Below are 290 nucleotides of genomic sequence, written 5' to 3'. Positions count from 1 at the left end.
GTAAGCAAGAATATAAAATATAGCGGCGCAACAATCATTTGCTCCCAAAGCCTCCCTTTATTATTTACGGAGGCCTTCAAAAACAGTCCTCATTCACGGTTCATCAAACGATGCTCTGCCATCTGCTCGAACTTCGTGCCGGGACGTCCGTAATTGGCATACGGATAAATGGAGATGCCTCCGCGCGGGGTGAAGATACCCGTCACCTCAATATACTTAGGGTTCATCAAATGAATGAGGTCTTTCATTATGATGTTCACGCAATCCTCGTGGAAAGCACCATGATTGCG

At 46.2% G+C, this 290-nt stretch carries 1 protein-coding gene; it reads right to left on the bottom strand.

What is annotated here, in order from left to right; genetic code table 11:
• Positions 1-89 precede the first annotated feature (89 nt).
• Positions 90-290: NADPH-dependent 7-cyano-7-deazaguanine reductase (locus tag ABUA47_RS21560; RefSeq protein ID WP_410520194.1), on the bottom strand; the 201-nt coding region annotated here is incomplete at its 5' end.

The organism is Bacteroides sp. RTP31139st1_H2_RTP31139_211217 (assembly GCF_040227615.1).
Lineage (GTDB): Bacteria > Bacteroidota > Bacteroidia > Bacteroidales > Bacteroidaceae > Bacteroides > Bacteroides uniformis.
This window is presented reverse-complemented; position numbering and strand designations above follow the sequence as displayed.